Below are 24,649 nucleotides of genomic sequence, written 5' to 3' on the forward strand. Positions count from 1 at the left end.
GGGGCCGCCACCGCCGTGGCCCATGCCGGCCGCCGCGGACTGCTCGACGGGGTGCTGGCCAACACCGTCGCCCGGCTCCGCGAGGCCGGTTCGGGCGAACTGCGGGCCTGGATCGGTCCCTCCATCTGCGGGGCCTGCTATGAGGTTCCCGAGCAGATGCAGGCCGAGGCGGTTGCCCGGATTCCCCAACTGGCGGCGAGGACAGCCTGGGGGACGCCGGCCCTGGACCTTGCCGCCGGAGCCAGGGCAGAGCTGGCCGGGCTCGGCGTGAACGCGCACCAGGTGGCCGGCTGCACCCGGGAGGACGAGAGGCTGTACTCCTACCGGCGCGATCAACGAACCGGCCGGTTCGCCGGCCTTGTCTGGAAGGACGCATGAGTACCGACGCCCGCAAGTCCGAACTGGCAGCGAACCTGGAACGTGTCCGGGCCCGGATCGCCCGGGCCGCCGCGGGGCGTTCCACGGAGCCGGAACTGATCGTCGTGACGAAGTTCTTCCCGGCCTCCGACGTTGCGCTGCTGTATGGCCTGGGGGTCACCGACGTCGGCGAAAACCGGGACCAGGAAGCGGCCGCGAAGGCCGCCGAGCTTGCCGATGCCGGGCTCCGCTGGCATTTCATCGGGCAACTGCAGACGAACAAGGCAAAGTCCGTGGTGCGGTACGCGGATGTGGTCCATTCGGTGGACCGGCGGCAACTCGTCACCGCCCTCGGCAAGGCCGTGCTCGCCGAGCAGGAACGGCGGGAGGCCGCCGGGCTCGCACCGCGGGCGCACCTGGACTGCCTGATCCAGGTAAACCTTGACGAGAGCGGCACCGGGCAGGCCGCGGGCACGGCGGCCCGCGGCGGTGCCCGGCCCGAGGACATCCCGGCGCTGGCCGATGCCCTCGGTGACACCAGGGGACTGAATCCCGCCGGGCTGATGGCGGTCGCACCGCTGGGCGCAGACCCTGCCCGCGCGTTCGGCCGGCTGGTCGAGCTGTCGCAGCGGCTTCAGGAACAGCATCCCGGCGCCGGCCTGGTGTCGGCGGGCATGAGCCAGGACCTCGAAGCCGCGGTCGCCGCGGGCGCGACACACCTCCGCGTCGGTTCCGATGTCCTCGGCCCGCGACCGGCCGTGGGGTAGCGTTTTGGCTAGGCAGACTCCTTGCCGGGCCCGCCAAACCGGGACCTGGCAAGGCGGGACAGCAGCGCTGAAGACAGGATGGGAGCGACCATGGCAGGCACACTGCGCAAGACAATGATTTATCTTGGGCTCGCCGATGGTGACGAGCACTACGAAGCCGAGCAGGCAGACACGCCCGCTCGAGATGAGGAGCAGCCTGTGGACCAGCCCCGCCAGGAGCGCCGCCCCGAGCCCGCCCCGCCGGTGAAGCAGGTTGCCGAGGAATACCGGGCGCCGGTGACGCCGATCAAGCGCGCTCCGTCGGCCCGCGAGGACGCTACAGTGCTGCACCAGATCACCACCGTGCATCCGCGGTCGTACAATGATGCCAAGATCATTGGCGAAAGTTTCCGCGACGGCATTCCGGTGATCATGAACGTCACGGACATGGGCGAAGCGGAAGCCAAGCGTTTGGTCGACTTTTCCGCCGGCCTGGTCTTCGGCCTGCACGGCAGCATCGAGCGGGTCACGAACAAGGTCTTCCTGCTCTCGCCGTCGAGCGTGGAAGTGCTGGGCGAGGACCGGAAGTCCAGCGACCAGCAGGCCAGCTTCTTCAACCAGAGCTAGCCCGCAGCTACCTCCGGCAGGCGTCCGCCAGCCTTACTCCTTCTAGCGCTAGGAATCGTGGAACCGGCGTGTCCCTCATTTTCGTCCTGCTCTACCTGATCTTGATGCTGTTCCAGCTGGCCCTGATCGTGCGGATCGTCTTTGAAATCGTGCAGGCCTTTGCCCGGCGCTGGCGGCCGCGCGGCATCGCGCTCGTCGCGGCGTCAGCGGTCTACTCCGTGACCGACCCGCCCATGAAGGCCCTCCGACGGCTCATTCCGCCGCTGCGAATCGGAGGATTCGCGCTCGATCTTGCCTTCCTGGTCCTGTTCCTTGCCGTCACGATCGCCATGGCGATCGTGGCCGGTCTGGCCTGACCGGGGGCGCGTTAGTGTTCGTCTCCGAAACGATATATTCTGATTCAGATATAGCTGGCGGATGTCCGTTGCACGGCGGATATTCGCTACCGTTGTTGTGAATCCAGCACGTAGCATTCATGACCCACGAACCAGTATGAGGTGACCAGATGGCTTTGACGCCAGAAGACGTTGTCAACAAGCGGTTCCAGCCGACCAAGTTTCGCGAAGGCTATGACCAGGACGAGGTCGACGATTTCCTAGATGAGATCGTCGTCGAACTCCGCCGGCTGAACCAGGAGAACGACGAACTTCGCAAGAAGCTGGCCGACGCCACGTCGAACCAGGGTCCGGAGGCCTCCGTGCCGGCTCCGGTCTCCGCCGCCCCGAAGACCGAGCAGGTCAGGGAACCGGTCAAGGAAGAGCCCAAGGAAGAGCCCAAGCCGAAGGAAGAGCCGAAGCCGGCCCCCGCGGCCGTTCCGGCATCCGGGACCGGGCACACCGCGGCCGCCGAGTCCGCCGCGGGCGTGCTGGCCATGGCCCAGAAGCTCCACGACGAGTACGTCACCGCCGGCGTGGAGCAGCGGGACAAGATCATTGCCGAGGCACAGCTGGAAGCCAGCAGCCTGGTCAACGACGCCGAAGAGAAGAGCCGCAAGACCCTGGGCAACCTCGAGCAGCAGAAGGCCGTGCTGGAGCGCAAGCTGGAGCAGCTGCGTGGATTCGAACGCGACTACCGGGCCCGCCTGAAGGCGTACATCGAAGGCCAGCTGCGGGACCTGGAAGCCCGCGGATCCTTCGCTGCCCCCGAGGTCAAGGACAGCGCCGACGCGTAAGCGCGGAAGATAACCGCCAGCCCCGTGCCACGGGGCTCCCAATGGCCGGCGCCGGGATTACCCTGCCGCCGGCCATTGGCTTTGGACGCCCCGCCCCGGCGCCCGACCGGCACTGAAGACGAGAGAGACATGTCAGAAACTTCACCGGCAGCCGATCGACCCGACGACGGGGCGGCGGCCGCACCGGGACAGCGGAAGGGTGCCGGCCGGTTCATCCTGCTGCTGGCCGGCTGCGCGGCGTTCGCCTATGCCTTCGACCAGCTGACCAAGTGGTGGGTGGTGTCCACCATGACCGAGGGCCAGATCACGCCGGTCCTGCCGCCGCTGCTGCACTGGCACTTCATCCGCAATTCCGGGGCCGCGTTCTCGATCGGCGAGGACTACACGTGGGTGTTCACCATCGTCATGACGGCCGTTTCCGCGGCGATCGTGATCTACGCGCGCAAGGTCCGGTCCCTGTGGTGGTCCGTGGCCCTCGGCTTCCTGCTCGGCGGCGCGCTGGGCAACCTGACCGACCGGCTGTTCCGCGAACCCGGCTTCGGGGTGGGCCACGTGGTGGACTTCATCGCCTTTCCCAACTTCGCCATCTTCAACATTGCCGACTCCGCCGTGGTGGGAGCGGTCATCCTGTGGTGCGTGCTGACGTTCATGGGCATCGGAATGGACGGTACCCGGGAGACCGCCAAGGCCGCGGACAAGCCGGCCGGCGACGGCAAGGCGGCGGGGGAGAGCGGTGACTGACGACGTCAGGGTCGTGGAGCTGGACGCCCGGACAGCCGGCGCGCGGGCCGATACCGCGGTGGCCTCGCTGCTGGGAGTATCCCGCTCGGCAGCCGCAGCACTCCTCGGCGACGGACGCGTGGAATTGGACGGCCGGGTTATCGCCAAGTCGGAGAAGCTTCCGCAGCAGGGAAGCCTGCGCATTGCCGTACCCGAACAGCGGGATCCGCTCGCCGTCGTGGTGGAAGAGGTAGAGGATTTGCAGATTCTCGGAGACGAGGACGATTTCGTCGTCATCGACAAGCCGGTGGGCGTTGCCGCCCACCCCTCGCCGGGCTGGGTCGGCCCGACCGTCGTCGGCGTCCTGGCCGCCCGGGGCTACCGGATTTCGACGTCGGGTGCCGCCGAGCGGGCCGGCATCGTCCACCGCCTGGACGTGGGAACCTCCGGCGTCATGGTGGTCGCCAAGACCGAACACGGCTACACCCTGCTGAAGCGCGCGTTCAAGGAACGCACGGTGGACAAGGTCTACCACGCGCTGGTCCAGGGACTGCCGGACCCGCTGGAGGGCACCATCGATGCGCCGATCGGCCGGCATCCCGGCTACGACTGGCGGTTCGCCGTGGTGGAAGACGGCCGCAACTCGATCACCCACTACGAGGTACTCGAGGCCTTCGGCAGGGCTTCGCTGGTCGAGGTGCACTTGGAGACCGGCCGCACGCACCAGATCCGGGTGCACTTTTCCGCGCTACGGCATCCCTGTGCCGGCGACCTGACGTATGGCGCGGACCCCAAACTCGCCGCCGCGCTGGGACTGACCCGGCAGTGGCTGCACGCCAAGAAACTTGGTTTCCATCACCCCGGCAGCGGGGAGTGGGTCGAATACGAGAGCGAGTACCCGCGGGACCTGGCCTACGCGCTGCAGGCGCTGGCCGAGCACCGCGTGTAAGCCGGTGCCGGCTGGCTCCGGCACCTAGAATGAAACGGTGGCAGCAGTGACTTCATCCAAGATCGGCAACGATTCCTTCGTCCACCTTCACAACCACACCGAGTACTCGATGCTCGACGGTGCGGCGCGGCTGACCGACCTGTTCAGCCACGCCGATGAACTGGGCATGAACGCGGTGGCGACGACCGACCATGGGTTCGTTTTCGGCGCCTTCGATTTCTGGAACAAGGCCCGCAACGCCGGCATTAAGCCGATCGTCGGGGTCGAAGCGTATCTGACGCCGGGCACCGCCCGGGCGGACAAGACCCGCGTGCGGTGGGGCGACGGCGGACGCAACGACGTCTCCGGCGCCGGCGCCTACACCCACATGACCATGTGGGCCGAGACCACCGAAGGCATGCACAACCTGTTCCGCGCCTCGTCGCTGGCCTCGCTGGAGGGCTACCTCTACAAGCCCCGGATGGACCGCGACCTGCTGCAGACCTACGGCAAGGGACTGATCGCCACCACCGGCTGCCCGTCCGGCGAGGTCCAGACCAAGCTGCGGCTGGGACTCTACGACGAGGCCAAGCAGGCCGCCTCCGATTTCCGGGACATCTTCGGCAAAGAAAACTTCTACTGCGAGTTGATGGACCACGGCCTGGACATCGAACGCAACGTCCAGGCCGACCTGCGGAAACTGGCCCGCGAACTCGGGCTGCCGTTCGTCGCCACCAACGATCTCCACTACACCCATGCCGAGGACGCCAAGTCGCACGCGGCGCTGCTGTGCGTGCAGTCCGGCTCGACGCTGGCCGACCCGAAGCGCTTCAAGTTCGACGCGGACGAGTTCTACCTGAAGTCCCCGGCGGAAATGCGGGCCATCTTCCGCGACGTCCCGGAGGCCTGCGACAACACGCTCCTGATCGCCGAGCGCTGCAACGTGGAGTTCAATACCAAGGCCTCCTACATGCCGCGCTTCCCGGTGCCGGAGGGGGAGAACGAGGAGTCCTGGTTCGTCAAGGAAGTCGAGAAGGGCCTGCATTACCGGTTCCCCCACGGCATTCCCGACGACGTGCGGAAGCAGGCCGAATACGAGATCGGCATCATCCTCCAGATGGGCTTCCCCGGCTACTTCCTGGTGGTCGCCGACTTTATCAACTGGTCGAAGGACCACGGCATCCGCGTGGGACCCGGCCGTGGTTCCGGCGCCGGCTCCATGGTCGCGTACGCGATGCGCATCACCGACCTGAACCCGCTCAAGCACGGGCTGATCTTCGAGCGCTTCCTGAACCCGGACCGCGTCTCGATGCCCGACTTCGACGTCGACTTCGACGACCGGCGCCGCCCCGAGGTGATCAAGTACGTCACAGAGAAGTACGGCGACGACCGGGTCGCCATGATCGTCACCTACGGCACCATCAAGGCCAAGCAGGCGCTGAAGGACTCGTCCCGCGTCATGGGCTATCCGTTCTCCACCGGCGAGCGGCTGTCCAAGGCGATGCCGCCGGACGTCATGGGCAAGGGCCTGACGCTGAAGGAAGTCCACGATCCCAACGCCAAGCGCTACGGCGAGGCCGAGGAGATGCGCGAGCTGCTCAAGTCCGACCAGGAGTCCGCGAAGGTCTTCGAAACCGCGCTGGGCCTGGAGGGGCTGAAGCGCCAGTGGGGCGTGCACGCGGCCGGCGTGATCATGTCCTCGGAACCGCTGATCGACATCATCCCGATCATGCGCCGGGAGCAGGACGGCCAGGTCATTACGCAGTTCGACTACCCCACCTGCGAAGGCCTCGGCCTGATCAAGATGGACTTCCTCGGCCTGCGCAACCTGACGATCATTACGGACGCCATCGAGAACATCAAGATGAACCAGGACATCGACCTGGACCTTGAAACGCTCGACCTGGACGACCGGCCGTCCTACGAACTGCTCGCCCGCGGCGATACCCTCGGCGTGTTCCAGCTCGACGGCGGCCCCATGCGGTCGCTGCTGAAGATGATGCGCCCGGACAACTTCGAAGACATCTCCGCCGTCATCGCCTTGTACCGGCCGGGCCCGATGGGCGCGAACTCCCACACCAACTACGCCCTGCGCAAGACCGGCGTCCAGGAGATCACCCCGATCCATCCGGAGCTGGAAGAGCCGCTGCGCGAAATCCTGGATACCACCTACGGCCTGATCGTGTACCAGGAGCAGGTGATGGCGATCGCGCAGAAGGTGGCCGGCTTCTCGCTGGGCCAGGCGGACATCCTGCGCCGCGCCATGGGCAAGAAGAAGAAGTCCGAACTGGACAAGCAGTATGCGGGCTTCCACCAAGGCATGGTGGACCGAGGCTACTCCGAGGCGGCGGTCAAGGCGCTATGGGACATCCTGCTCCCCTTCTCCGACTACGCGTTCAACAAGGCGCACTCGGCGGCCTACGGCCTGGTGTCCTACTGGACGGCCTACCTGAAGGCGCACTATCCGGCCGAATACATGGCCGCCCTGCTCACCTCGGTGGGCGACGACAAGGATAAGCTGGCGCTGTACCTGAACGAATGCCGGCACATGGGCATCACCGTGCTGCCGCCGGATGTCAACGAGTCGGCACTGAACTTCACCCCGGTCGGCACGGACATCCGCTTCGGCATGGGCGCCATCCGCAACGTCGGCGCCAACGTCGTGCACGCCATGGTGGCCGCACGCGACGAGAAGGGCAACTTCGCCAGCTTCAGCGACTTCCTGCAGAAAGTCCCGGCCGTGGTCTGCAACAAGCGCACCATCGAGTCGCTGGTCAAGGCGGGCGCCTTCGACTCGCTGGGCCATCCGCGCCGCGCCCTCGCGATGATCCACGAAGAGGCGGTGGACTCGGTCATCGTGCTCAAGCGCAACGAGGCGGCCAACCAGTTCGACCTCTTCAGCGCGTTCGACGACGGCGGCGAAACCGCCGGGGGGCTGTCGGTCGACGTGCCGGACCTGCCCGAGTGGGACAAGAAGGACAAGCTCGCGTTCGAGCGCGACATGCTCGGCCTGTATGTCTCGGACCACCCGCTGCAGGGGCTGGACGGAATCCTGAGCCAGCACGCGGACCTGTCCATCACGTCCGTGATCGGCGAGGACGGCCCGCCGGACGGGCAGATCATCACCATCGCGGGCATGATCACGTCGCTGCAGCGCCGGATCGCCAAGAACAGCGGCAATGCCTACGCCCGCGCCGAGGTCGAGGACCTGGGCGGTTCCATGGAGGTGATGTTCTTCGGGCAGGCCTACGCGCCGATCGCCACCGTGCTCGCGGAAGACCTAATCGTGGTGGTCCGCGGCCGGCTGCAGCGCCGCGACGACGGTGCCGTCACCCTGAATGCGCAGGAACTCACCGTTCCGGACCTGAGCGACGGGCACTCCGGACCCGTCGTGATCTCGATGGCCAGCTTCAAGGCCACCGAGTCGGTGGTCACCGCGCTGGGCGACGTGCTGCGCACCCACCCGGGCACCACCGAGGTGCAGGTGCGGCTGAACGGCTCGCGCAAGGTCGAGGTGATGAAGCTCGGGGTGGACCTGCGGGTCAATCCGAACCCCTCGCTGTTCGGCGACCTCAAAGTCCTGCTCGGGCCCGCCTGCCTCGATGCCTGACCGGGCGGCGGTGCCGGGTCAGTAGAATGGGTGGGTGACTTCTGCAGCCTCGGCCAACACCTTCAACGATTTCCCCACCCTGGACCTGCGCGGCCGCCGGCTGGGCACCGCCGAACTCAAGGCGGCCATGCCGCGGGCGGAGACCACCTTCGACGCCGCCACCGGCGCCGTAGAGGAAATCATCGGCAAGGTCCGGGCGGGCGGGTTCGCCGCCCTGGCGGAGCTTGCCCACCGCTTCGACGGGGTGGAGCAACTGCATCCCCGCGTGCCGGCGGCCGCGCTGGACGAAGCCCTGGAACAGCTGGATCCGCAGGTCCGCGCCGGCCTGGAGGAATCGATCACGCGCGCCCGTCGGTTCGCCGCGGCGCAAAAGCCGGCTGACACCGACGTCGAGATCGGTGACGGAGCGGTGGTGACGCACAAATGGATCCCGGTGAACCGCGTGGGACTCTACGTCCCCGGCGGGCTGGCGGTGTACCCGTCATCGGTCGTCATGAACGTGGTACCCGCCCAGGCCGCCGGCGTAGCGTCCATCGCGCTCGCGTCGCCGCCGCAGAAAGACTTCGGCTCGCTCCCGCACCCGACCATCCTGGCCGCCGCCAAACTGCTGGGAATCGACGAGGTGTACGCCATCGGCGGCGCGCAGGCGGTGGCCGCGTTCGCCTACGGCGCTCCCGCGAACGGGCACGGCCCGGCGCTGGAGCCGGTGGACGTCGTCACCGGCCCCGGCAACGTCTATGTGGCCACCGCCAAGAGGCTGGTCAAGAGCGTGGTGGGAATCGACGCCGAGGCCGGCACCACCGAGATCGCCATCCTGGCCGACGAGACTGCCAATCCGGCGTTCGTGGCCGCCGACCTCATCAGCCAGGCCGAGCACGACCCGCACGCAGCCTCCGTCCTGATCACGGCTTCGGAGGAACTGGCGGCGGCAGTGCGCCGGGAACTCGGCGGGCAGGTCGCCCGGACCAAACACGCCGCCCGCGTACGCGAGGCGCTGTCCGGCCCGCAGTCGGGGACCATTTTGGTGGACGGGCTGGAACAGGGCATCGCCGTCTGCGATGCCTACGCCGCCGAACACCTGGAGATCCAGACCGCCGACGCGGCCGCGGTGGCCGCCCGGATCCGCAACGCGGGAGCGATCTTCGTGGGCGACTACAGCCCCGTGAGCCTGGGCGACTACTGCGCCGGCTCCAACCACGTCCTGCCCACCAGCGGGACCGCCACCTTCGCCAGCGGCCTGAACGTGACGACCTTCCTGCGTGCCGTGCAGGTGGTCAACTACGGCGACGCGGCGCTGCGGGAAGTCAGCGGGCACATCGCCGCGCTGGCCCGCGCCGAGGACCTCCCGGCCCACGGCGACGCCGTCGCCATCCGGTTCGCCTGAACAGGGCTCAACCCCAACATGTAGTAATGACAGTCTTGTAATTCACCTACATATGGTTCTAGGATGAATGGGTTGGCTGTCCCGAGCGAAGGAGTGTGGCGTGTACTGTCCGTTCTGCCGCAACTCCGATTCGCGGGTGGTGGACAGCCGGCTGACCGACGACGGTTCGGCGATCCGGCGGCGCCGCCAGTGTCCGGCCTGCGGGCGCCGCTTCACCACGGTGGAGACCACCAGCCTCAGCGTGATCAAGCGTTCCGGTGTCAGCGAGCCGTTCAGCCGGACCAAGGTCGTCAACGGCGTGCGCAAGGCCTGCCAGGGCCGTCCCGTGACGGAAGACGACCTGGCCATGCTGGCCCAGGAAGTCGAAGAGTCGGTCCGCGCCAGCGGGGCCGCGGAAATCGACGCGCATGAGGTGGGCCTGGCCATCCTTGGCCCGCTGAAGAAGCTGGACCTGATCGCCTACCTGCGGTTCGCCAGCGTCTACCAGGGCTACGAATCGTTGGAGGATTTCGAATCCGCGATCGACCAGCTGCGCCACGATGCGCAGCGGAACGGCCAGCAGGGGCCCGAAGGCCGGCAACGGCCGTTGACAGCGCAGTAGCGCGACCAAGACTCCGGTGGCGGCTGCGGAGGGGAAGCCGAGGCCGCCACCGGCACCAAACCTTCCGGTTGCCGGCCTATTTGGCGAAGCCGAAGTGCAGGGCCGCCTGCAGGGCCGCCCCCACGATGCCGGCGTTGTTGCGCAGCTGGGCCGGGATGATCGGCGTGGCCAGCTGAAGCCGGGGCAGGAAGTCCTCGCTCCGTTTCGAGATGCCGCCGCCGATGATGAACAGTTCCGGCGAGAACAGGAACTCGACGTGCGAAAAGTACCGCTGCAGGCGCTGCGAGTACTCCGCCCAGTCCAGTCCATCGCGTTCGCGGGCCACGGCGGATGCCTTCGACTCGGCGTCGTGCCCGTCCAGCTCCAGGTGGCCTAATTCGGCGTTCGGGACCAGCTTGCCGTCGAAGATGAACGCCGACCCGATGCCCGTACCCAGGGTGATGACCAGCACGGTGCCCTTTACCCCCGCACCCGCCCCGTAGCGGACCTCCGCCAGGCCGGCCGCGTCGGCGTCGTTCATCACCTGGACGGGGCGGGACATCCGGTGCGTGAGCAGCGCGTCGACGTCGGTCCCGATCCAGCGCTCGTCCACGTTGGCCGCCGACCGTGCAATGCCGTGGCGGATGATGGCGGGGAACGTCACGCCCACCGGCCGGTCGGATTCCGGTCCTTCCGGGCGGGCGCTGAGCTCTTTGACGATGCGCGCGACCACGTCGGCAACGGCCTCGGGACTGGACGGACGGGGCGTGTCATAGCGGATGCGGTCGCCGACCAGGATGCCCTTTTTGAGGTCGACGATGCCGCCCTTGATGCCGGTTCCGCCGATGTCGATGCCGATCGCCGACCGGGCCGCCCGCTTGGCTGCCTTCTTGGCCACGATGTCCTGGGTCGCCATGCCACCTCCGTGCGCGTTGAGCCCCGGCGTGCCTCGCCGGACTACCGGAAGCCTACCCGCTGTGTCCGGCGGTGTCAGGCTGCGAAAGGCTAGGGGAGGGTGAGGATTTCCGCCCCGGTCTCGGTGACCACCAGGGTGTGCTCGAACTGGGCGGTCCGCCTCCGGTCCTTCGTGACGACCGTCCAATTGTCATCCCACATCTCCCACTCGATCGTGCCCAGGGTCAGCATGGGCTCGATGGTGAAAACCATGCCCGGCTCGATCGCCCGGCTGTAGGCCGGGGCGGCATCGTAGTGCGGGATGATCAGGCCGGTGTGGAAGGCCTCGCCGACGCCGTGGCCGGTGAAATCGCGGACCACGCCGTAGCCGAAACGCCTGGCATAGGACTCGATGGTCCGGCCGATGACGTTGATTTCCCGCCCCGGGGCCACGGCCTTGATGCCGCGGCGCAGCGACTCCTGGGTGCGCTCGACCAGCAGGCGGGACTCTTCATCGACGTCGCCGACCAAAAAGGTGTAGTTCGTGTCCCCGTGGACGCCGTCCAGGTAGGCGGTGATATCGATGTTGATGATGTCCCCGTCCTGCAGCACGGTGGTGTCCGGAATGCCGTGGCAGATCACTTCATTCACCGAGGAACAGATCGACTTGGGGAAGCCGCGGTAGCCCAGGCAGGAGGGATACGCCCCGTGGTCCAGCAGGAATTCATGCCCGATCCGGTCCAACTCGTCGGTGGTCACGCCCGGCTCGATGTGCTTGCCGACCTCCACGATGGCCTGTGCGGCGATCCGTCCGGCGACGCGGATTTTCTCGATGGTCTCCGGCGTCTTGACCTCCGAGCCGGTGAATTTGGCCGGCGCCGGCTTCCACGCGTACTCGGGCCGGACGATCGAAGGGGGAACGGGCAACGGGGGGCTGACTGTGCCTTGAACGAGGGTTCCGACGGGTGCTGTTGCTGCGTTGTGGGGCATAGTATCGATCATATAGGTGCTGCAGAGGTGCCCGACAGCGGAGGGGCAACAGCCTTCGAACGCTGCCGGGCGCCGTCAACGTAAGGAGGCCGGCATGGCGGATTTCTGGTACAACGTGGTCACCCATCAGGTGGAAGTGGGCGCCCAGTCCGACTGGACCCAGCTGATCGGCCCCTACGAGACCCGCGAAGAGGCCGAGCACGCATTGGAGAAGGTGCAGCGGCGCAACGAGGAGTGGGACGCGGAGGACGACTGATCCCGCCGGCGCCTGCCCCGGCGCGGGGTGCGCCGATTAGCCGATTACAGGGACGCCGCGCCTGGAGGCCGCCGGAGCCTGAAGGGACGCGCGCCGCCTAGAAGGAGTGCTCCGGGCCGGGGAATGCGCCGTCCTGGACGTCCGAGCGGAAGGCGGCGGCGGCGTCGGAAATCACCGTGCGCACGTCCGCATACTGTTTGACGAACTTCGCCATCTTGCCGCCACGCAGGCCGACCATGTCCTGCCAGACCAGGACCTGGCCGGTGGTCGACGGCCCGGCCCCGATCCCGATCGTGGGGACACGCAGGGCCTGGTCCACCTTGGCGGCCGCCTCGGCCGGGACCATCTCCATGAGCACCGCGAAGGCTCCGGCAGCTTCCAAGGCCAGGGCGTCGTCGATGAGCCGTTCGGCGTCGTCGCCGCGGCCCTGCACCCGGTAGCCGCCCAGCGCATGTTCGCTCTGCGGAGTGAAGCCGATATGCGCCAGTACCGGGACTCCGGCCTGCACCATGGCCCGGACGGTGTCCGCATAGTAGGCGCCGCCCTCCATTTTCACCGCGTGGACGCCGGTTTCCTTCAGGAAGCGCACGGCCGTTTCCACCGCCTGCGCCGGCGACACCTCGTAGCTGCCGAAGGGCAGGTCGGCAACGACGAAGGCGCTGCGGGCCGAGCGGGCGACCGCCCGGCAGAGCGGCAGCATCTCGTCCACGGTGATCGGCAGGGAGGTCTCGTTGCCCAGGACGTTGTTGGACGCCGAGTCCCCGATCAGCAGCACCTCGATGCCGGCGGCGTCGAAGATTTCCGCGGTGTACTGGTCGTACGCCGTCAGCATGGCGAAGCGCCGGCCCTCGTCCTTGGCCTGCTGCAGGTGGTGGATGCGGGTGCGGCGGGCCGGGCGGGAAGCCGATGCCGCCGCCGACGTGCCGTAAGGAGCCGGCTGCTCGGCGCCGGAAGTCTGTGAAGTGGGCATGTGGTAGAGCCTAATCCTCAGACGACTGCTGCTCCACTTGTGCGCGGCTGCGTTACCGGGGGCGCCAACTTCGGTTGTGCTGCCAGTAGGCTAAAGGGAAGCAGACCACCGCAGGCCTTGGCATGCAGTTTTGGATGCCGTGGCCCGGACACAGCGAAAGGCAGCACATGGACCGTCAGCAGGAATTCGTCCTCCGTACCATCGAGGAACGCGACGTGCGCTTTGTCCGGCTCTGGTTCACCGACATCGTCGGGTCGCTGAAATCGGTGGCGCTGGCCCCGGCCGAGGTCGAAGGCGCCTTCGAGGAGGGGCTCGGCTTCGACGGCTCCTCGATCGAAGGGCTGGCCCGGGTCTTCGAGTCCGACATGCTGGTCCAGCCGGATCCCACCACGTTCCAGATCCTGCCGTGGCGGGGCGAAGCGGAGCAAACGTCCCGGATGTTCTGCGACGTGCTCACCCCCGACGGCGAACCGTCCACCGCCGACCCCCGCAACGTCCTCAAGCGGACGCTGGGCAAGGCCGCGGAGATGGGCTTCACCTGCTACACGCACCCCGAAATCGAGTTCTACCTGCTCAAGTCCGACCAGCTGGGTCCGGACGGGGTCCCGGTGCCCGTGGACCACGCCGGGTATTTCGACCACGTGCCCGGCGGTGTTGCCCAGGACTTCCGCCGCACCGCGGTGACCATGCTGGAAAACGTGGGCATCTCGGTGGAGTTCAGCCACCACGAGGACGGGCCCGGCCAAAACGAAATCGACCTCCGGTACGCCGATGCACTGCAGACCGCGGACAACATCATGACCTTCCGCACGGTGGTCAAGGAAGTGGCGTTGATGGAGGGCATCTACGCGACCTTCATGCCCAAGCCGTTCTCCGACCACCCGGGGTCCGGCATGCACACGCACTTTTCGTTGTTCGAGGGAGACTCGAACGCATTCTTCGAAGCCGGCGCCGAATTCCAGCTCTCCAAGACGGCGCGCCAATTCATGGCCGGGATCCTGCGCCACGCACCCGAATTCACCGCCGTCACCAACCAGTTCGTCAACTCCTACAAGCGCCTGTGGGGCGGGGGAGAGGCCCCCAGTTACGTGTCCTGGGGCCACAACAACCGGTCGGCGCTGCTGCGGGTGCCGCTGTACAAGCCGAGCAAGGGCCAGTCCGCCCGGGTGGAATACCGGGGCATCGACTCGGCGGCCAACCCCTACCTGTCCTACGCGGTGCTCCTGGGCGCCGGGCTCAAGGGCATCGAGGAGGGCTACGAGTTGCCGCCGGCCGCCGAGGACGACGTGTGGAGCCTGAGCACCGCCGAGCGGCGGGCGATGGGCCTGGACCCGTTGCCGTCCAGCCTGCATGACGCCATCCGCAGCATGGAGGAGTCGGAGCTGGTCGCCGGGATCCTGGGCGAACAGGTGTACGAGATTTTCCTGCGCAACAAGCGGGCCGAGTGGCACGACTACCGGCTGCAGGTCACCCCGCACGAGCTGAAGCGCAACATCGGAATCCTCTAGGGCGGACACGTGCTGACGAACCGGCGCTTGATCGCCCGAGGATTCCACGATCTGGAGCGCAGCACCCGGTTCCTGCAGGCCAGTGAACTGTCCGGCATCAGCCAGGAGCGGCTGGAGGCCGGGTTCGCGGTCAGCGCCGACCCGGACCAGGCGCTGGTGTCACTCGTGCGCCTGCTGGAGAAAAACCCGTCCCTGGCGGACGTCATCAACATGGGCGGCGACGGCAGCGAAGCCCTGTTCCGGCTGCTCGGGGCTTCCGAGGCACTGGCGGACTTCCTGCTCCGCCGGCCGGAGCATCTGGACGTCCTCGACACGGATATAGGACCGGAACCCGGCCGGGTGCCCGCGTCCCGGCTGCGCAGCTCGCTGCTGCGTTCCGTCGGGGCGGACCCCTTGTCGGGACAGCCGGTCGCCTCGTTTTCGGGCAAGGACGCCTACGTCGCGCTGCGGAGCACGTACCGCCGGCACCTGTCCGAACTGGCGATCCGCGACCTCTCCGCGGCCTCCCCGGTCGACTTCCTGCCAGACGCCGCCCGGGAACTGGCGGACCTGGCCGCGGCCGCGCTGGACGCCGGGCTTGCCGTGGCCCGGGCCGAGGCGGCGGAACGTTTCGGCGCCGGCGACGTCGCGGCGGTGCGGCTGGCCATCATCGGCATGGGCAAGTGCGGGGCCGGGGAGCTGAACTATATTTCCGACGTCGACGTGGTGTACGTCGTCGAGGCCGACGGGCTCGCGGACACCGAGGCCGGGGTGATCGGCGCGGCGCTGGCCAGCGGAACGGCCCGCGCCATCTCCTCACCCGGCCCGGAACCCGGGCTCTGGGAAGTCGACGCCAACCTGCGCCCGGAGGGCAAGGACGGGCCGCTGGTCCGGACGCTGGACTCGCACCTGACGTATTACCGGCGCTGGGCGCAGAGCTGGGAGTTCCAGGCACTCCTGAAGGCCCGGGCCGTGGCCGGGGACGCCGAGCTGGGCCGCCGGTACGAGGAAGCGGTGTCGCCGCTGGTGTGGTCCTCGTCGGAACGGGAAGGGTTCGTCGAGTCTGTGCAGTCCATGCGGCGCCGGGTCACCGACAACATCCCGGCCCATGAGCGCGGCCGCCAGATCAAGCTGGGCCGCGGCGGGCTCCGCGACGTCGAATTCACGGTCCAGTTGCTGCAGCTGGTGCATGCCCGGGTCGACGAATCCATCCGCCAGCGCGACACGACGTCGGCCATCGCGGCGTTGAGCACGGCCGGCTACATCTCGCGCACCGACGCCCAGGAATTCGATGAGGCCTACCGGTACCTGCGCGTCCTGGAACACCGGATCCAGTTGGTGCACCTGCGCCGGACCCACTTGATGCCCGACGACGAGCAGGCGCAGCGCGTGCTGGCCAAAGCCGCGCAGGGCGCGCTGCTCGAGAGGCGACCGGCGCCGGCCGAGCTGCTGGAGAAGTGGCAGCAGACCAAGCGCAGGGTGCGGGCGCTGCACGAACGCATCTTCTACCGGCCGCTGCTGGCCGCGGCCTCCAACCTGAGCCTGGACGAGGTGCGGCTGACCCCGGAGGCCGCGCAGGGCCGGCTGGCCGCGCTGGGCTACCAGGATCCGCGCGGCGCGATGCGTCATATCGAGGCGCTCACCGGCGGGGTCAGCAGGAAGGCGTCGCTGCAGCGCCAGCTGCTTCCGGTCTTGCTGGAATGGATCGCTTCCGGTGTCGATCCGGACGCGGGCCTGCTGGGCTTTCGCCGGTTGAGCGAACGGCTGGGAGACTCTCATTGGTACCTGGGCATGCTGCGGGACTCAAGCTCGGCCGCCGAACGGCTGTGCCACATCCTTTCCAGCAGCCGTTTCATCACGGACCTGCTGGAGGTCTCGCCGGAGTCCACGGCCTGGCTGGGCACCGACAAGGACCTCGTCCCGCTCAGCTTCGACGCCCAGTGGCAGGAAATCCGGTCCAAGATGTCCCGCCATCCGGTGCCCGAGGAGGCCATCCGGCTGATCCGGCTGATCCGGCGCCGGGAAACGCTGCGCATCGCGCTCGCCGACTCCTCCGGGTTGCTGGAGCAGTCCCAGGTCGGCGCCGCGCTGGCGGACGCAGACCGCGCCGCCGTGCTCGGCGCGCTCCATGTGGCGGAAACCTCCGTGCTGGAGTCTGAGGAACGGCTGACGGCCCTGTTGGTGGTGGCCATGGGCCGGCAGGGCGGACGGGAAATCAGCTACGGCTCGGATGCCGACGTCATGTACGTGCACCGGCCCTTGCCGGGAGCCGACCCCGGCCTGGCCCAGCAGCAGGCGGAGCGCATCGTCACGCGGATCTCTTCCCTCCTGAAGCAGCCCTGCACACCTCCGGTGCTGGCTGAACGGGTGCTCGAAGTGGATGCCGCGCTGCGGCCGGAAGGCAAGAACGGGCCGATGGTGCGCTCGCTGGACTCCTACCGCGAGTATTACCAACGCTGGTCCCTGGTCTGGGAGGCGCAGGCCTTGCTGCGCGCCCGCCCGATGGCCGGCGACGACAACCTGGCGGACGAGTTCGTCGCGCTCGTGGATCCGATCCGCTACCCGGAGGGGCTGGGAAACGATCAGGTGCGCGAGATCCGCCGGATCAAGGCGCGGGTGGAATCGGAGCGGCTCCCGCGCGGCGCCGATCCGGCCCGCCATTTGAAGCTCGGCCGCGGGGGACTCAGCGACGTGGAGTGGCTGGTCCAGCTGCTGCAGCTGGAGCACGCCCGGAAGCTCCCGGAGCTGCGCACCACCAACACGCTCGAAGCGCTCTCCGCCATCGCAGCCGCCGGGCTGCTGCCGGGCGAGGACGCCGCCGCCCTCGGGCGAAGCTGGAGCCTGGCCACCCGGATCCGGTCGGCCAATGTGATCTGGGCGGGGAAGAACTCAGACGTGCTGCCGGCCTCGCGCCGGGACCTCGAAGCGGTGGCACGCTGGTGCGGTTACGAGCCCGGGAACGCTGCGGCGATCGAGGAAGACTACCTGCGCCTGACCCGCCGCGCCCGGGCCATCTTCGAGCGCTACTTCTACGGTTACGGCACGTAGCCTCCCCGACGCCAAGTGGTGCCGCCGGTCACCGGTCTGTACCCTCAATGAGGATCTTTTGCGCCTCGCACAGGCTGTACAGGCGCGCCCTGAGAACAAATCTAGGAGCTGTTTAGTTTGCACACCCTCCAACGCACCGGGCTGGGACGGCGCCTGCTGGCCCTGACCGGACTGCTGGCGGTGCTCTCGCTGGTCTTCGGCGGCAACGCGGCCGCGGCTGCGGCCCAGGCGCCGCAGAGCGCCAGCGGCAAGAGCTACGTCATCGGTACCGACACGACGTTCGCCCCCTTCGAGTTCCGCCAGGGCGGCGAACTGGTCGGCATCGACATGGACCTGCTGCGGGCGATCGCCGAGAACCAGGGTTTCGAGGTGGAAATCCGCTCGCTCGGGTTCGACGCCGCGCTGCAGGCGCTGCAGTCCAACCAGGTGGATGGAGTCATCGCCGGCATGTCCATCACGGACGAGCGGCGGCAGGTCTTCGACTTCTCCGACCCGTACTTCGACTCGGGCGTGCAGATGGCCGTGGCGCAGAGCAACAACGAGATCACCTCGTACGAGGACCTCGCGGGCGAGACAGTCGCGGTCAAGCGCGGCAGCGAGGGTGAAGCCTTCGCCGACTCCATCGCCGAAGAGTACGGTTTCACGGTCAAGCCGCTGGACCAGTCGGCCACCATGTACGACGACGTCAAGGCCGGCAACTCCGTGGCAGTCTTCGACGACTACCCGGTCCTCGCCTACGGCATCGCCCAAAACAACGGGCTGAAGGCCGTCACGGAGAAGGAACGCGGAAGTTCCTACGGTTTCGCGGTCAACAAGGACCGGAATCCCGAACTGATCGCGGCCTTCAACGCCGGCCTGGCCGAGCTCAAGGCCAGCGGCGAATACCAGCAGATCCTGGACAAGTACCTCGCCTCGCCGGAGACCGCCGGGCAGAGCAGCTTCTGGCAACTGCTGACCGACAGCCTCCCCGCCCTGATGAAGGGCCTGGGGCTCACGCTGTTCGCCACGGCGGTGTCCATCATCATCGCCTTGGTCCTGGGCGTTGCCTTCGGGTTCCTGAAGGTATCGCGCCGGATCGTGCTGCGCGGAATCGCTACCACCTACGTGGGCATCTTCCGCGGGACGCCCCTGCTGGTCCAGGCGTTCTTCTTCTACTTCGGCCTGCCGCAGCTGACCGGGGCGCCGATCGACGTCCTCACCGCCGGCGTGCTGACGCTGAGCCTGAACGCCGGCGCCTACATGACCGAGATCGTCCGCGGCGGCATCCAGTCCGTGGATCCCGGCCAGATGGAAGCCAGCCGCAGCCTGGGCCTGGGCTACGTCAAGTCCATGCAGAAGGTTGTGATCCCGCAGGCGGTCAAGATCATGACCCCCAGCTTCATCAACCAGTTCGTCATCACGCTCAAGGACAGCTCCCTGCTGGCGGTCATCGGTTTCGCCGAACTGACCTATCAGGGCCAGCAGATCTACGCCTCCAACTTCCGCACCGGCGAAACCCTGCTGATCGTCGCGGCGCTGTACTTCGTGGTGATCACCGCGCTGATCAAGCTTTCCAACATCCTGGATAAGAGGTTCAACAAGTGAGCAAGATTCACGTCGCCGGACTCAGAAAAAGCTTTGGCAGCAACGAGGTCCTCAAGGGCCTCGACGTCGAGGTGGCCGAAGGCGAAGTCGTCTGCGTGATCGGGCCGTCCGGCTCCGGCAAGTCGACCTTCCTGCGCTGCCTAAACAAGCTGGAGGACATCAGCGGGGGAACCGTGGTGGTCGACGGTTTCGACCTGACGGACCCGAAGGTCGACCTGGACAAGGTACGCCAGCACATCGGCATGGTCTTCCAACACTTCAACCTGTTCCCGCACAAGTCCGTGTTGGAGAACATCATGCTGGCCCCGGTGGAGCTCAAGAAGCTCGGCAAGGCCGAAGCACGCAGCAAGGCCCTCGAGCTGCTGGAGAGGGTGGGGCTGTCCGAGAAGGCCGACGCCCGCCCGGCCCAGCTCTCCGGCGGACAGAAGCAGCGCGTGGCCATCGCGCGGGCCCTGGCCATGAACCCGGACATCATGCTCTTCGACGAGGCCACCAGCGCCCTGGACCCGGAAATGGTGGGGGAGGTGCTGCAGGTCATCAAGGATCTGGCGGCGGAAGGCATGACCATGGTGGTGGTCACTCACGAGATGGGCTTCGCCCGCGAAGTCTCCGACCGCGTCATCTTCATGGCCGACGGCAACATCGTGGAAGAAGGCAGGCCGGAGGAACTCTTCGGCGCTCCGCAGCAGGCACGTACCCAGGACTTCCTGGCCAAGGTCCTCTGAGCTCCTCTGACCGGCCGACGGCGGCGCCCTCCGACGCACGGGGGTGCGCCGCCGTCGGGCCCCGCCCTGTTGGTGTGGCCGGGAACAGGGCACCGGGTTAGGCTGAGGCCGGAACCCAACCGAAGGAGGCGCCGGACATGACCGACATCGATGTGCTTGGACGCGAACACCTGGCCGTGGCGGTCGGAGCCCCGCACGGGCGCAGTGCCGCCTTGGTGGCCCAGGACGGTCCGCTGCGCCAGACGGTGTTGGCCTTGAAGGCCGGCGCGGAGCTGGGGGAGCACAACGCCCCGCTGGCCGGCACGCTGCTGGTTTTGGAAGGGGCGGTCACCGTGGTGTCCGCGTCCGGCCGCATGGCCGTCAATCAGAACCAGCTCGCCGTGATCCCGCAGGAGCGCCACTCGGTGGAGGCATCCGAGGACTCGGTGTTCCTGCTGACAGCCGTCACCGAGACGCCCCGGGACAGCTGAACGGCGCCGCCGAGACCCACCGGGGCGGTTGAGCGGCGCGCCGGGCCTTACCCGCGCAGCTCGGCGTCATTACCTGCGCATCGCGCCGCGGATGATCGCCACCACTCCCGCGAACAGCATTGCGGTGGCAGTCAGCACCAGCGAATAGGCGACTCCGACGCGCAGGATGACCAGAAACACCAGGAAGGTGACGGCAGCGCCGATGAGCGCGGCCCTGACCGGTCGCGGCGTGCGGCTCTGAGGTGCGGGCCCCCCGCTTTCGCCCATAGGCATCATTTTGCCACGCCTCGAAGTCACAGCCGAGACTCTCTCCGGCAGCCGCTCACCGTTCGGTCTGATCGGATGACGAGTGCACGCCGGGGCACTCGGGTGAACGAGCCGGAGCACTCCGCGGTCGACACAGCAAAGGTGTCGCTACTACCGGCTTCCTTGGGCAGTGCATGGATACCGGCAACCAGTCCGTACCGCCATTCCATCGAGCTTCAAAGTTCAGGGTGTTTGGGATCCTTTCCCCTTTCTCGCCAGTATTCGTCTCGCTGGCGGAGAACAAAACGTGTCAGCAGAGCGATGGAAATTATCGTGAGCGCCGTCTGGAGGCCAAGTATCAGCCAGTGCCAAGGTTCAACGAAGGACAGCACCAAGTTCAGCCAGGAAACGATGAGCGCGCTGAATAAGACCACCAGCATGAGCCTCTGCTGTTTCCGGTTCCACTCCTGTATGCCCTGGCTCATGCTCTGAGACTATTGATGCCATAAGAGCTTGTCACGAGCTAGGCAGGAAATTTCATCGGGCTGTTCCTCTCGCTGGGCGCCTGATTCGCCGCACCGGTGGTCTCGGACCAGCAGCCGGCTGAGCCGGTCTTCGCATAGCCGCAACCGGCGCGCCGTATACCTACGAGGCCAGGTTCAGGGATGCAGAGCGGCGGTAGAAGACCTGCCTTCCGGACAAAGAAGAGTCCGCACGTGCCGCCGTCACCGAAGTGTTGGCAGCTCGTGCGGACTCCCTGCGGACTAACCGCAAGTCTGCCGCGCAGTCTCGCTAGCAGCCGTAGTAGAGCTCGAATTCGTACGGGTTCGGGCGGGCGGCCAGCGGCGCGATTTCCTCTTCGCGCTTGTAGGCGATCCAGGTGTCGATCAGGTCCTGGGTGAAGACACCGCCGGCCTGCAGGAACTCGTTGTCCGCCTCCAGTGCCTCGAGCGCTTCCTCCAGCGAACCCGGAGCCTTCTGGATGTCCTTGGCTTCCTCGGCGGGCAGCTCGTACAGGTCCTTGTCGATCGGGTCGGCAGGTTCGATCCGGTTCTTGATGCCGTCCAGGCCTGCCATCAGCTGCGCGGCGAAGGCGAGGTAGGGGTTCGAGCTGGGGTCCGGAGCGCGGAACTCGATGCGCTTGGCCTTCGGGTTGGAGCCGGTGATCGGGATACGGATGCCGGCCGAGCGGTTGCCCTGCGAGTAGACCATGTTCACCGGGGCCTCGAAGCCCTTCACCAGCCTGCGGTAGGAGTTCACCGTCGGGTTGGTGAACGCCAGCACGGCGGAAGCGTGCTTGAGCAGGCCGCCGATGTACCAGCGGGCGGTGTCGGAGAGGCCGGCGTAGCCCTTCTCGTCGTAGAACAGCGGCTGCCCGCCGGTCCAGAGCGACTGGTGGCAGTGCATGCCGGAGCCGTTGTCGCCGAACACCGGCTTGGGCATGAACGTGGCGGACTTGCCCCAGGCGTCGGCGACGTTCTTGACGATGTACTTGAACTTCAGCAGATCGTCGGCCGCGTGCGTCAGCGTGCTGAACTTGTAGTTGATCTCGGCCTGGCCGGCGGCACCGACCTCGTGGTGGGAGCGCTCGACCTCGAGGCCGACGGCGTCCAGCTCCACGCAGATCGCGTCGCGCAGGTCCGCCTGCTTGTCGGTGGGGGCCACCGGGAAGTAGCCGCCCTTAACCGGGGTCTTGTACCCCTGGTTCCCGCCTTCTTCCCGCTTTCCGGAGTTCCAGTACGCCTCGACCGAGTCCACCCGGTAGAAGGAATGCTCGGGGCTGGACTGGTAACGGACGTCGTCGAAGATGAAGAATTCGGCTTCCGGGGCGAAGAACGCGGTGTCGGCGATTCCGGTGGAGGCCAGGTACGCCTCGGCGCGCTCGGCCACGCCGCGCGGGTCGCGGTGGTAGGGGTCGCCGGTGCGCGGGTTCACGATGGAGAAGTTCAGCGCCAGCGTCTTCTCGACGCGGAACGGATCGATGAAGGCGGTGGAAACATCCGGGATCAGCTGCATGTCGGACTCGGCGATGCCTTGGAAGCCGCGGATCGAGGAGCCGTCGAAGAGTTGGCCGTTCACGAAGAAGTCCGCGTCAACGGTCTTGGCCGGCACGTTGAAGTGCTGCTGGACGCCGGGCAGATCGGTGAAACGGATATCGACGAACTTAACGTCTTCGTCGGCGATGTACTTGAGGACCTCGTCCGCATTCTTGAACATCGGGTCATGCTCCTTACGCATTCTGGGGGAACCTGCCTCCGCTGTACGGGGCCGGCAACAGTTACAACATTAGGAGCAGGGAATTTCCCGACAGTGTCGCAATTGTTTCGGGCAGGTTACGAAATCGACGTGCACTGCAAGTTTACCGTCAGTGGCCTTCACGCTTTACCGGCGGGAACTCGGGCCCGTAGCCCGGGGAAGCCCGCGGCAGGCAGGACCGGTAAACTTGAGGGGTGGTAAGCAGACGCGATCTTGGTTCCTGGCTCGAAGGCCCCCCGCAGTCCAACATCCAGAAATGGCCCGGGCAGCGGCTCGGGCTCCCGCAATCCGGGTCCGGCTCGATTGCGCGTCCGGGGCGCCGGATCGTGGCGCTGCTCATTGACTGGCTCCTGTGCTACGCGATCGCGAACGCCTTCCTGGGCGGCAGCCAGCTGGCCATCCTGGCGGTGTTCGCCGTCGAGCAGCTGCTGCTGGTGGGGACGCTCGGCTACAGTTTCGGCCACCGCCTGCTCGGCATCTACGTGCGCAAACTCGACGGTTCCGCACCCGGGTTGCTGGCCGCCGTCGTGCGCACCGTCCTCCTGTGCCTGGTGATTCCGGCGGTTATTTTCGACCCCGACCAGCGAGGCTTCCACGATCGCGCCATGGGCACCGTCCTGGTGCGCCGCTAAGCCAGCGCCTCACGGCCGGTTCAACCCGGCCGGGCCTCAACTCAACCGGGCCTTTACCCGTTAAACCCGAGAGAGGCTGCCGGTGAAACCGGCAGCCTCTCGGTAAGTCAGCGACGCGCTCCTAGCGGCCGCGCATGGCCTTGCGGTCCGGGCGGGCCTTGAACGGGTCCACGCCCTTGGGGATGGGGAGCTTGTTGCTGCCCAGGGCCGACAGGCGCTTGTCCACCGCGCTGACTTCCTGTTTGGTCAGTTCCTTCTTGAGCTTCTGCACGGTCTTGGCCACCTTGCTCAGCTCCACCTGGCCTTCGCCGCGGCCGGTCTCGATCACATGGATCGTGACGTTGGGCAGGATGCGGCGAAGCCTGCGCCGCTCCGACTCGACCAGCTGCCGCACGCGGTGCGAGGGGCCCTCGGTGACCAGCACAATGCCGGGGCGGCCCACGGCTCGGAACACGGCGTCCTGGGTGCGCGGGTTCACGGCCACCGGCTGGTCCTGCAGGATCCAGCCGCGGCGCAGCACGCTGAGGGCCGCGCCGGAAGCACCGGGCTGGCCCTCGATCTGTGAGAACGCCGCACGTTCGGCGCGCCGCGACAAGATGAAGGTGGCGGCCAGCAGGCCCAGCGGGATGGAGATGATCAGCAGCGTGACCCAGTTGTTGATCAGCAGGCCGATGACCAGGCCGACGGCGACGATGCCGAGGAAGGCCAGCAGCATGAACCAGACAACGTTCGGGTCATTGCGCCGGGTCATCCGGAAGACCTGGCCGATCTGCTTCAGCCGGCCGGGCTGCTTGTTGGCTTTGGACGGTTTCCCAGCCTTGGGCTTGCGTGAGAAGAGACCCCGCTTCGGGGCGTCGGAATCGGTGCTATGGGCCATAATGTCCAATTCTATCGTGACGGAGGAGGCACTCGTGCCGGATGCGGACACGGCCGCGGCCCGGCAGCCGGCAGGCTCCCGGGCCGCGGTT

General features: G+C 67.2%; 24 protein-coding genes. 17 read left to right on the plus strand and 7 right to left on the minus strand.

The window, feature by feature from the left end; translation table 11 throughout:
* From AC5RV2_RS05215 to nrdR, 10 genes are all read left to right on the plus strand, one after another.
* Positions 1-378: purine nucleoside phosphorylase YfiH/LACC1 family protein (locus tag AC5RV2_RS05215; protein WP_494091491.1), on the plus strand; the 378-nt coding region annotated here is incomplete at its 5' end.
* The gene (locus AC5RV2_RS05220; RefSeq protein ID WP_494091492.1) at positions 375-1,124 is read left to right on the plus strand and encodes a YggS family pyridoxal phosphate-dependent enzyme; all 750 of its coding nucleotides are present in this window, start codon (positions 375-377) and stop codon (positions 1,122-1,124) included. The genes AC5RV2_RS05215 and AC5RV2_RS05220, both read left to right, overlap by 4 nt.
* 90 nt (positions 1,125-1,214) lie before the next feature.
* Positions 1,215-1,730: a cell division protein SepF gene (locus tag AC5RV2_RS05225; RefSeq protein WP_493999473.1), complete on the plus strand. Its 516-nt coding sequence runs from the start codon at positions 1,215-1,217 to the stop codon at positions 1,728-1,730.
* A 68-nt stretch (positions 1,731-1,798) separates the two neighbouring features.
* On the plus strand, positions 1,799-2,086 hold the full coding sequence (locus AC5RV2_RS05230) for a YggT family protein (RefSeq protein ID WP_493977952.1): 288 nt from the start codon (positions 1,799-1,801) through the stop codon (positions 2,084-2,086).
* Positions 2,087-2,235: 149 nt separating this feature from the next.
* On the plus strand, positions 2,236-2,901 hold the full coding sequence (locus AC5RV2_RS05235) for a DivIVA domain-containing protein (RefSeq protein ID WP_494091493.1): 666 nt from the start codon (positions 2,236-2,238) through the stop codon (positions 2,899-2,901).
* A gap of 129 nt (positions 2,902-3,030) precedes the next feature.
* Positions 3,031-3,642 (plus strand): signal peptidase II, encoded by a 612-nt coding sequence (gene lspA / locus AC5RV2_RS05240; protein WP_494067618.1) that lies wholly within the window; start codon positions 3,031-3,033, stop codon positions 3,640-3,642.
* The gene (locus tag AC5RV2_RS05245) at positions 3,635-4,570 is read left to right on the plus strand and encodes an RluA family pseudouridine synthase (protein ID WP_494091494.1); all 936 of its coding nucleotides are present in this window, start codon (positions 3,635-3,637) and stop codon (positions 4,568-4,570) included. Before lspA ends, AC5RV2_RS05245 begins: the two co-directional genes overlap by 8 nt.
* Before the next feature lie 46 nt (positions 4,571-4,616).
* Positions 4,617-8,159 carry a DNA polymerase III subunit alpha gene (dnaE, locus tag AC5RV2_RS05250; RefSeq protein ID WP_494014120.1) on the plus strand — a complete coding sequence of 1,181 codons (3,543 nt, stop codon included), beginning with the start codon at positions 4,617-4,619 and terminating at the stop codon, positions 8,157-8,159.
* 34 nt (positions 8,160-8,193) lie between these two features.
* Positions 8,194-9,543 (plus strand): histidinol dehydrogenase, encoded by a 1,350-nt coding sequence (gene hisD / locus AC5RV2_RS05255; RefSeq protein ID WP_494091495.1) that lies wholly within the window; start codon positions 8,194-8,196, stop codon positions 9,541-9,543.
* A 100-nt stretch (positions 9,544-9,643) separates the two neighbouring features.
* Entirely contained in the window at positions 9,644-10,144 is a 501-nt protein-coding gene (gene nrdR / locus AC5RV2_RS05260) for a transcriptional regulator NrdR (RefSeq protein WP_493999479.1), read from the plus strand.
* A gap of 76 nt (positions 10,145-10,220) precedes the next feature.
* Here the strand turns inward: nrdR and ppgK are convergent, their stop codons facing one another.
* Together ppgK and map are read right to left on the minus strand one after the other, a co-directional pair.
* Positions 10,221-11,021 carry a polyphosphate--glucose phosphotransferase gene (ppgK, locus tag AC5RV2_RS05265; protein ID WP_493978006.1) on the minus strand — a complete coding sequence of 267 codons (801 nt, stop codon included), beginning with the start codon at positions 11,019-11,021 and terminating at the stop codon, positions 10,221-10,223.
* A 107-nt stretch (positions 11,022-11,128) separates the two neighbouring features.
* Positions 11,129-12,007, minus strand: coding sequence for a type I methionyl aminopeptidase (map, locus tag AC5RV2_RS05270; RefSeq protein ID WP_493978005.1), 879 nt, complete (start codon positions 12,005-12,007; stop codon positions 11,129-11,131).
* Between the two features lie 16 nt (positions 12,008-12,023).
* Here map and AC5RV2_RS05275 point away from each other — a divergent pair, with 16 nt between their 5' ends.
* On the plus strand, positions 12,024-12,263 hold the full coding sequence (locus AC5RV2_RS05275; protein ID WP_494091496.1) for an SPOR domain-containing protein: 240 nt from the start codon (positions 12,024-12,026) through the stop codon (positions 12,261-12,263).
* A 97-nt stretch (positions 12,264-12,360) separates the two neighbouring features.
* Here the strand turns inward: AC5RV2_RS05275 and panB are convergent, their stop codons facing one another.
* Positions 12,361-13,233, minus strand: coding sequence for a 3-methyl-2-oxobutanoate hydroxymethyltransferase (gene panB / locus AC5RV2_RS05280; RefSeq protein WP_494091497.1), 873 nt, complete (start codon positions 13,231-13,233; stop codon positions 12,361-12,363).
* 167 nt (positions 13,234-13,400) lie between these two features.
* Here panB and AC5RV2_RS05285 point away from each other — a divergent pair, with 167 nt between their 5' ends.
* From AC5RV2_RS05285 to AC5RV2_RS05305, 5 genes are all read left to right on the plus strand, one after another.
* Positions 13,401-14,741, plus strand: coding sequence for a glutamine synthetase family protein (locus AC5RV2_RS05285; protein ID WP_494067624.1), 1,341 nt, complete (start codon positions 13,401-13,403; stop codon positions 14,739-14,741).
* Positions 14,742-14,750: 9 nt separating this feature from the next.
* The gene (locus AC5RV2_RS05290; protein WP_494091498.1) at positions 14,751-17,768 is read left to right on the plus strand and encodes a bifunctional [glutamine synthetase] adenylyltransferase/[glutamine synthetase]-adenylyl-L-tyrosine phosphorylase; all 3,018 of its coding nucleotides are present in this window, start codon (positions 14,751-14,753) and stop codon (positions 17,766-17,768) included.
* Positions 17,769-17,885: 117 nt separating this feature from the next.
* On the plus strand, positions 17,886-19,352 hold the full coding sequence (locus tag AC5RV2_RS05295) for an amino acid ABC transporter substrate-binding protein/permease (RefSeq protein ID WP_494091499.1): 1,467 nt from the start codon (positions 17,886-17,888) through the stop codon (positions 19,350-19,352).
* The gene (locus AC5RV2_RS05300) at positions 19,349-20,077 is read left to right on the plus strand and encodes an amino acid ABC transporter ATP-binding protein (RefSeq protein ID WP_494091500.1); all 729 of its coding nucleotides are present in this window, start codon (positions 19,349-19,351) and stop codon (positions 20,075-20,077) included. The genes AC5RV2_RS05295 and AC5RV2_RS05300 overlap by 4 nt, the downstream gene beginning before the upstream one ends.
* Before the next feature lie 137 nt (positions 20,078-20,214).
* Positions 20,215-20,547, plus strand: coding sequence for a cupin domain-containing protein (locus AC5RV2_RS05305; RefSeq protein WP_494091501.1), 333 nt, complete (start codon positions 20,215-20,217; stop codon positions 20,545-20,547).
* 69 nt (positions 20,548-20,616) lie between these two features.
* Here AC5RV2_RS05305 and AC5RV2_RS05310 read toward each other — a convergent pair whose 3' ends face one another.
* The 3 genes from AC5RV2_RS05310 to glnA form a co-directional block, all read right to left on the minus strand.
* A complete protein-coding gene (locus AC5RV2_RS05310; protein WP_494091502.1) occupies positions 20,617-20,814 on the minus strand; it encodes a hypothetical protein in 198 nt (65 codons plus the stop codon).
* A 215-nt stretch (positions 20,815-21,029) separates the two neighbouring features.
* A complete protein-coding gene (locus AC5RV2_RS05315; RefSeq protein WP_494091503.1) occupies positions 21,030-21,278 on the minus strand; it encodes a hypothetical protein in 249 nt (82 codons plus the stop codon).
* 307 nt (positions 21,279-21,585) lie between these two features.
* The gene (gene glnA / locus AC5RV2_RS05320) at positions 21,586-23,010 is read right to left on the minus strand and encodes a type I glutamate--ammonia ligase (RefSeq protein WP_493967363.1); all 1,425 of its coding nucleotides are present in this window, start codon (positions 23,008-23,010) and stop codon (positions 21,586-21,588) included.
* A gap of 233 nt (positions 23,011-23,243) precedes the next feature.
* Between glnA and AC5RV2_RS05325 the strand changes: the two genes are divergently transcribed.
* A complete protein-coding gene (locus AC5RV2_RS05325; RefSeq protein WP_494091504.1) occupies positions 23,244-23,681 on the plus strand; it encodes an RDD family protein in 438 nt (145 codons plus the stop codon).
* A 121-nt stretch (positions 23,682-23,802) separates the two neighbouring features.
* Here the strand turns inward: AC5RV2_RS05325 and AC5RV2_RS05330 are convergent, their stop codons facing one another.
* On the minus strand, positions 23,803-24,558 hold the full coding sequence (locus AC5RV2_RS05330; RefSeq protein WP_493978004.1) for a DUF4191 domain-containing protein: 756 nt from the start codon (positions 24,556-24,558) through the stop codon (positions 23,803-23,805).
* Positions 24,559-24,649: the final 91 nt, after the last annotated feature.

Source organism: Arthrobacter sp. Y3225116 (assembly GCF_059091245.1).

What these genes read in the sequence shown, in the direction of transcription:
- AC5RV2_RS05220 (WP_494091492.1), top strand. Translation starts at nt 375, where the DNA reads ATGAGTACCGACGCCCGCAAGTCCGAACTGGCAGCGAACCTGGAACGT.
- AC5RV2_RS05225 (WP_493999473.1), top strand. Translation starts at nt 1,215, where the DNA reads ATGGCAGGCACACTGCGCAAGACAATGATTTATCTTGGGCTCGCCGAT.
- AC5RV2_RS05235 (WP_494091493.1), top strand. Translation starts at nt 2,236, where the DNA reads ATGGCTTTGACGCCAGAAGACGTTGTCAACAAGCGGTTCCAGCCGACC.
- lspA (WP_494067618.1), top strand. Translation starts at nt 3,031, where the DNA reads ATGTCAGAAACTTCACCGGCAGCCGATCGACCCGACGACGGGGCGGCG.
- map (WP_493978005.1), bottom strand. Translation starts at nt 12,007, where the DNA reads ATGCCCCACAACGCAGCAACAGCACCCGTCGGAACCCTCGTTCAAGGC.
- panB (WP_494091497.1), bottom strand. Translation starts at nt 13,233, where the DNA reads ATGCCCACTTCACAGACTTCCGGCGCCGAGCAGCCGGCTCCTTACGGC.
- AC5RV2_RS05285 (WP_494067624.1), top strand. Translation starts at nt 13,401, where the DNA reads ATGGACCGTCAGCAGGAATTCGTCCTCCGTACCATCGAGGAACGCGAC.
- AC5RV2_RS05305 (WP_494091501.1), top strand. Translation starts at nt 20,215, where the DNA reads ATGACCGACATCGATGTGCTTGGACGCGAACACCTGGCCGTGGCGGTC.
- AC5RV2_RS05310 (WP_494091502.1), bottom strand. Translation starts at nt 20,814, where the DNA reads ATGGGCGAAAGCGGGGGGCCCGCACCTCAGAGCCGCACGCCGCGACCG.
- AC5RV2_RS05315 (WP_494091503.1), bottom strand. Translation starts at nt 21,278, where the DNA reads ATGAGCCAGGGCATACAGGAGTGGAACCGGAAACAGCAGAGGCTCATG.
- glnA (WP_493967363.1), bottom strand. Translation starts at nt 23,010, where the DNA reads ATGTTCAAGAATGCGGACGAGGTCCTCAAGTACATCGCCGACGAAGAC.
- AC5RV2_RS05330 (WP_493978004.1), bottom strand. Translation starts at nt 24,558, where the DNA reads ATGGCCCATAGCACCGATTCCGACGCCCCGAAGCGGGGTCTCTTCTCA.